The organism is Methylobacterium sp. J-059, from assembly GCF_022829485.1.
Taxonomy (GTDB): Bacteria; Pseudomonadota; Alphaproteobacteria; order Rhizobiales; family Beijerinckiaceae; genus Methylobacterium.
The window spans coordinates 21,617-27,807 of the sequence record NZ_JAKSYA010000118.1; the positions used below are offsets into that span (position 1 = coordinate 21,617).

The 6,191-nt window shown below is 68.5% G+C and carries 4 protein-coding genes and 1 pseudogene; all 5 read left to right on the forward strand.

Translation table 11 applies throughout. The features are described from left to right. The first annotated feature begins 102 nt into the window (after nt 1–102). The gene (locus MKK55_RS16940) at nt 103–570 is read left to right on the forward strand and encodes an Lrp/AsnC family transcriptional regulator (protein ID WP_243936629.1); all 468 of its coding nucleotides are present in this window, start codon (nt 103–105) and stop codon (nt 568–570) included. Between the two features lie 882 nt (nt 571–1,452). Further along, nucleotides 1,453–2,634, forward strand: a complete 1,182-nt coding sequence (locus MKK55_RS16945; protein WP_243936631.1) for a DegT/DnrJ/EryC1/StrS family aminotransferase — start codon at nt 1,453–1,455, stop codon at nt 2,632–2,634. Beyond that, nucleotides 2,634–4,067, forward strand: a complete 1,434-nt coding sequence (locus MKK55_RS16950; RefSeq protein ID WP_243936632.1) for an NAD(P)/FAD-dependent oxidoreductase — start codon at nt 2,634–2,636, stop codon at nt 4,065–4,067. Before MKK55_RS16945 ends, MKK55_RS16950 begins: the two co-directional genes overlap by 1 nt. 100 nt (nt 4,068–4,167) lie before the next feature. Next, nucleotides 4,168–5,031, forward strand: a pseudogene (gene rfbA, locus MKK55_RS16955) (glucose-1-phosphate thymidylyltransferase RfbA); the annotation flags it as partial. Nucleotides 5,032–5,255: 224 nt separating this feature from the next. Next, nucleotides 5,256–6,191, forward strand: a 936-nt coding sequence (locus MKK55_RS16960; RefSeq protein ID WP_243936637.1) for a mannose-1-phosphate guanylyltransferase, incomplete at its 3' end; no start/stop codon positions are given.

A 6,191-nucleotide genomic window follows, 5' to 3' on the forward strand; every position in this document is an offset into this window, starting at 1 on the left:
CTGAGGATGCCACCACGAACGCGGCAGGAATTGCCAATCTCGGCGTACCGAGCGCAAATCTCGGCAGGATCCGCTAATCCAGCGGGGTTTTGAGGTGAGTTCATGCGGGATCGACGAATCGATGCGATCGACCGGAAGATCCTGTCCGAGCTGCAGCGCGACGGGCGGGTGACGATCCAGGATCTCGCCGGCCGCGTCGGCCTTTCGGCCTCCCCGTGCCTGCGCCGCATCCGGATGCTGGAGGAGGCCGGCATCCTCAAGGGCTACGTGGCGCTGGTCGATCAGGCCAAGGTCGGCCTGCCGATCAGCGTGTTCGCCTCGGTGAAGCTCGAGCGCCAGCGCGAGGAGGAACTCGACCGCTTCGCCGAGGCCGTGGCGCGCTGGCCGGAGGTGGTGGAGTGCTACCTGATGACTGGGCGGCACGACTACTTGGTGCGCGTCGTCGTCCCGGATCTCGCCGCCTACGAGCGCTTCCTGAAGGACAAGCTCACCCGCCTCGACGGGGTCGGATCCATCGAGTCGAGCTTCGCCCTGGGCCAGGTGAAGTACACCAACGTGCTTCCGGTCTGACCGCGCGCGGCCGGCGTGGAAGCGAAGGGCTCGGTCGCCGGACCGTCGTCCATCGGACCGGCTTCCCCATGGACCGACCGGGCGGCCTTGCGCCGGGGCGGTTCGGAAGGCCTGTTGCGACCGCCATGGTCCGACAGAACGTCATTACCAATCCATCCAGCGGCGCCCGCCCGTGCCGGATGTGGGGGGCTGAAGCAATCGTCACCCCGTCGGGCAGCGCCGCGGGCGGCGCGGCGCCGTCGCCTTCGACAGGATCGGCTCGGACGAAGCGACGAAGGGCAACCGCATCGCCCGGATCCGGCAATCTCGGTATTCGAGCAGAATCGGGACCCGTCGAATGCGGACCATCTTCGCGTGAAACGACACCATCGAGGCCTTTCAGGCCGCGCGGACGGCATCCTGCGAGACACCGGCGATCTTCGCGGTGTTCCCGATGGACGTATTCGCTTGGGCCGAAACGGATACATCATCGGCGCCAACCCTAACCCTTTTGCGCGTGCGAACGCGTTCGGCGATGCCCCGTCCCTCCGTGGTCGCGCTGAGGAACGGTCGCCGGAAGACCCCTGAGCCGTGGCCGCGCGCGATGGCCCGCGACGGCGCGTGACAGTGCCGAGGAACCTGCAGGTGAATTTTTCCAATATTCCGCAGCTGTATACGGCCGATAATTGATTTAATTCGCAGCAACTCGATCGCTCTGCTGTCATACCGACATCTCCCCAAATCATGAAGCCTGATATCCGCCTCCGAGCGATTTTGGGCTAGTCATTAATATAGGCGTTCTGTGAGTTGAATAGAAAAAATACTGCCGCCATGCTTCTCGCGTCGGGGATCAGTTCTCACGAACGGCGATCAAGGCGAATTCAGTAATTCTGAGGTCTCACCATGACAGTGCGAGCGCTGGAAACCATCGCAGCGAACTATCTGCCCCTCACGAAGCCGGATGCGCCGCGCCTGAGCGATCACGTCAGCGAGCTCCAAGAGATCGAGAGATCCTGTTGGTTGAGCAATTATGGGCCGACCAATACGCGACTCGAAGCGGCGATGATCGAGAACGTCTTCGGCGGCGTCGGTTCGTGCCTCACCGTCTGCAATGCAACGAGCGGATTGATGCTGGCGTTGAAGCTGGCCGCCGAACGGTCCGGGCCGACCGCGCGCTACGTCATCATGCCGGCCTTCACGTTCGCGGCGACGGCCCATGCGGCGCTGTGGGCGGGCCTCACGCCGCTGCTGATCGACGTCGATCCGTCGGATTGGTGCGCCTGCCGGATCGCCGAGGACGAGGCCTTGAGGGCCCATGCCGGAGAGGTCGTCGCGATCATGCCGTACGCGACCTTCGGGGCGTGCATCGATCTCGCGCGCTACGATCGCCTGGCGCAGGAACACGGTGTTTCGATCGTGATCGACGCCGCCGCCTCGCTCGGATGCCTCGATCAGCTCGGTCGAGCCTTCGGCACCGGCTCCCCGCACATGATCGTCTATTCGATGCACGGCACCAAGCCGTTCGGCGTCGGCGAGGGCGGACTGATCTACAGCACCGATGCCGAGACGATCGCGCTCCTGCGGAGCATGGCGAATTTCGGCTTCGACAGCGAGCGCTCGGCCATGCTGCCGGGGATGAACGCCAAGATGTCGGAGGTCGCCGCGCTCGGCGCCCTCGTCCGCCTCGGCGATTTCGAGGAACGCGCTCGGCACAGGCAGATCCTCACCGCCGCGTATCGCGAGGCGTTGCGCGACTTCTCGATGCAGCAGGCGCCGGGCGAGCGCATCGTCTATCAGTTCATGCCCGTGCTGCTCCCGGTCGGATCGGCCGCGAGCAGGGACGCGATCCGTGCGGACATGGCACGGATGGGCGTCGGCACGGGGAGTTACTTCAGCCCCCATGTCGGGCAGCAGCCCTACTTCCAGCAGCGGTGCGTCTTCGGCGCGCTTCCCGTGGCTGATGCGCTCAGCGCGCACGTCGTCTCACTCCCGCTCTCGGATTTCCTCACCGTCGCGGATGTCGGCCGGATCTGCGAGGCGTTTCGCACGGCCTGCGGCGCCCAGGCTCGGGAGCAGGTGGCGTGATGGCCCGGCGTGCGCCGAAGGCGCCGTTCCGCACCACCATCGTCGGCGGCGGCCCGGCCGCGCTCGCGCCCCTCGTCGCGGCCTCGCGAGACGGGCGCCTCGACGAGATCCTCGCCGGCGGCGTCGCCGTCGTCGAGGCCGGGCCGATCCTCGGAGCCGGACGCCTGGGGCGCTACGCGATCTGGTCCGACAGCACGGCCGAAACCTTCCTCACGGCGGTCACCGATCACGCCGACCCGCGGCTCGGCCAGCTGGTCGACCATCCCCTGTGCCGGGAGTTGCGGGGCTACGGAAAGGGTTCGATCCCGCTGGAGAAGGCCGGGGCCCTGATGGTCCTGATCGGCGAGGTCCTCCACAAGGCGATCCTGGATGCCGGGGGGCTGGTCCTCGTCGATCACGAGGCGACGAGCGCCCACCGCGACGCGGACGGGCTGTGGCACACGAAAACCTGCAGCAGGACGATGGGCACGACCTTCGAGGTCGTGTCGGACACGCTGCTCCTCGCCACCGGCGGCGCACAGGATCCGGCGCGGCTGCTCGAGGAGCCGGTCGCGGGCCGGCCGCTCCTGCCGACATTCGCCGGCAAGATCCTGCAATCCGACGATGTCCTGCGACAGGGCGGCACGGAGTGCCTCGCTCGCTTCCTGCTGGGCCGCGCCGAGCCGCGCATCGCGATCGTCGGCGGCAGCACGAGCGCGGTCGCGACGGCGGTGCTGCTCCTGAGAACCCTGCCCGAGGAGACGAAGCGGCCCGGCAGCATCCAGATCCTGCATCGGCGCCCGCTGCGGATCTTCTATCCGTCCTCCGAGGCGGCTCTGGCCGACGGCTATACGGAGTTCGAGCCTCGCGACATCTGCCCGGTGAGCGGCTTCGTCTTCCGGTTCGCCGGATTCCGGACCGAATCCCGTGACCTGATCATGAAGGTCAGACGCATCGGCGGGCGGCCGGGGGACCCGCGTGTCGTGCCGATGCTCATCGACGGCGCGGATCCGGCCCCCGCGCATCGCCTTCTCGAGGAGGCCGACGTCATCGTCGCGGCGCTGGGCTATCGACCGAGGCTGCTGCCCCTGTTCGATTCGAGCGGTGCACCGATCCGCCTGACGGGAAACACGTCCCCCCGTCCCGCCGTGGATGGTGCCTGTCGGGTTCTCGACGCGAAGGGCCGGCCGGTCGCCGGCGTGTTCGGGATCGGTCTCGCCGCCGGCTTCAGGCCGGCCGGTGCCCTCGGTGGCGAACCGAGCTTCGTCGGCCAGGCAAACGGGCTGTGGCTCTGGCAGACGGCCGTCGGCTCGATGCTGCTGGACAATCTGCTGACCGCCGCGCGCGAAGACGTCGCGCCCCCATCGCCGTTCGCGCTCGACCTTCACGTGCTGGAGCAGGCGGCGGGGATCGGTGCGGCGCCCGACCTGAGACCGGCCGCCGCGGCGCGGTGAGGCCTGGATCGCTTCGGGCACGTCCCGGCGGAGCGTCGGATGTTTCGGATCGTGATCGCGTCCCCGGCGGTGCGCGGTCGAGCAGGAGGAGTGGGTCGCCATGAAGGGCATCGTCCTCGCCGGAGGGTCCGGGACCCGGCTTCACCCGGCGACGCTGGCCATCAACAAGCAGCTGCTCCCGATCTACGACAAGCCGATGATCTATTATCCGATCTCGGTGCTGATGCTGGCGGGCATCCGCGAGATCCTGATCATCTCCGCGCCCGAGCACCTCGGCAGCTATCAGCAGCTGCTCGGCACCGGCGAGCAGTTCGGCCTGCGCTTCTCGTATGCGGTGCAGCCCAAGCCCGAGGGGCTGGCCCAGGCCTTCATCATCGGGCGCGACTTCGTCGGAACCGACCCGGTCGCCCTGGTGCTGGGCGACAACCTGTTCTTCGGGGCCGGCCTCAAGAACCTGCTCGTCCGCGCGGCGATGCGCGAGCGCGGGGCGACCGTCTTCGCCTATCACGTCGACGGCCCCGAAGCCTACGGCGTCGTCACCCTGGACGGTCGCGGCCGGCCGCAAAAGCTCGTCGAGAAGCCGATCCGGCCCGAGAGCCACTGGGCCGTGACCGGGCTCTATCTCTACGACAACCGGGTGCTCGACATCGCAGCGGCGACGAGGCCTTCGGCCCGGGGCGAGCTGGAGATCACCAGCGTGAACCAGGTCTACCTGGAACGCGGCGACCTGCACGTGGAGCTGCTGCGGCGCGGCTATGCCTGGCTCGACACCGGCACGCACGACAGCCTTCTCGAAGCCGGCGAGTTCGTGCGGACGCTGCAACGGCGGCAGGGGCTTCAGGTCGCCTGCCTCGAGGAGATCGCCTATCGGCAGCGTTTCATCAGCCACGAGCAACTCGTCGCCCGCGGCGAGCTCTTCGCGAAGACGCCGTACGGCCAGAACCTGCTCCGCTTGGCGCGCGACAAGCAGCCGGCCAAGCCGATCCATCTCATGGTGAAGGCCCCGGGCCAGATCCTCCCGCGCGAACCGGCGCCCCATCACCGCGACATCCGCGTCGCGTGAGCAGCATCGCGCGCATGGAGCCGCGCGCGCGATCGCCGATGCCGTTCTTCAGCAAGCCCTGCAGACCGGATCGGTCTCATCGTCATCGAGACTGCCGAAACCCTTCCGATCCGGATCGAGTCGCCATGACCTACCACGTGTCTCCGAGCGTGCTGTCCCTGACGAAGCACGGCGATCGCAAGAGCCCGGTCCGCCCGGTGATCCTGTGCGGCGGCTCCGGCACGCGGCTGTGGCCGGCCTCGCGCGAGAGCATGCCGAAGCAGTTCTCGCGGCTGGTGAACCCGGATACCTCGACGTTCCAGGCCGCCGCGTTGCGCGTGGCCGATACGCCGGTCTTCGGCCGGCCGATCGTCCTGACCTACGCGGATGCCCGGTTCATCGTCGCCGAGCAGCTGGCACAATGCGGCGTCGCCGCCGACATCCTGCTCGAGCCGGAACGACGGGACTCGGCGGCCGCCGTCGCGGTCGCGGCCGTGCACGCGGCCCGCACGGACCCGCAGGCGGTCGTGCTCATCCTCGCCGCCGACCACGTCATCGGCGACACCGAGGGTTTCCGGCAGGCCGTGGCCGAAGCCGCCGAAGGCGCGCGACGGGGCATGATCATGACGCTCGGCATCGAGCCGACGCGCCCGGCGCGCGATTACGGCTACATCCGGCCCGGTGCGGGCCTGGAGGAGCTTCCGGGCCTGCACGCCGTCGAGCGCTTCGTCGAGAAGCCGGACCTGGCCGGTGCCGAGCGTCTGATCGCGGAAGGCGCGCTCTGGAATTCCGGATACTTCCTGTTCCGGGCCGACACCATGATCGCCGAGCTCGAGGCGCACGTGCCCGCGGTGATCGGCGCCGCCCGGGCGGCCGTGGACGCGGCCACCACCGATCTCGACTTCGTCCGCCTCGACGCCGCCGCCTTCGCCGAGGCTCCGAAGATCTCGATCGACTACGCGGTGATGGAGCGCACGACGCGCGCCGGCGTGCTGCCGGTGTCGTTCCCGTGGTCGGACGTCGGCACCTGGGACGCGGTCTGGCAGGTGCTGCCGCAGGACGCCGCCGGCAACGCGGTGCGC

Excerpts from the sequence above, each read along its gene's own strand:
- MKK55_RS16940 (WP_243936629.1), top strand. The coding sequence starts at position 103 with ATGCGGGATCGACGAATCGATGCGATCGACCGGAAGATCCTGTCCGAG.
- MKK55_RS16945 (WP_243936631.1), top strand. The coding sequence starts at position 1,453 with ATGACAGTGCGAGCGCTGGAAACCATCGCAGCGAACTATCTGCCCCTC.
- MKK55_RS16950 (WP_243936632.1), top strand. The coding sequence starts at position 2,634 with ATGGCCCGGCGTGCGCCGAAGGCGCCGTTCCGCACCACCATCGTCGGC.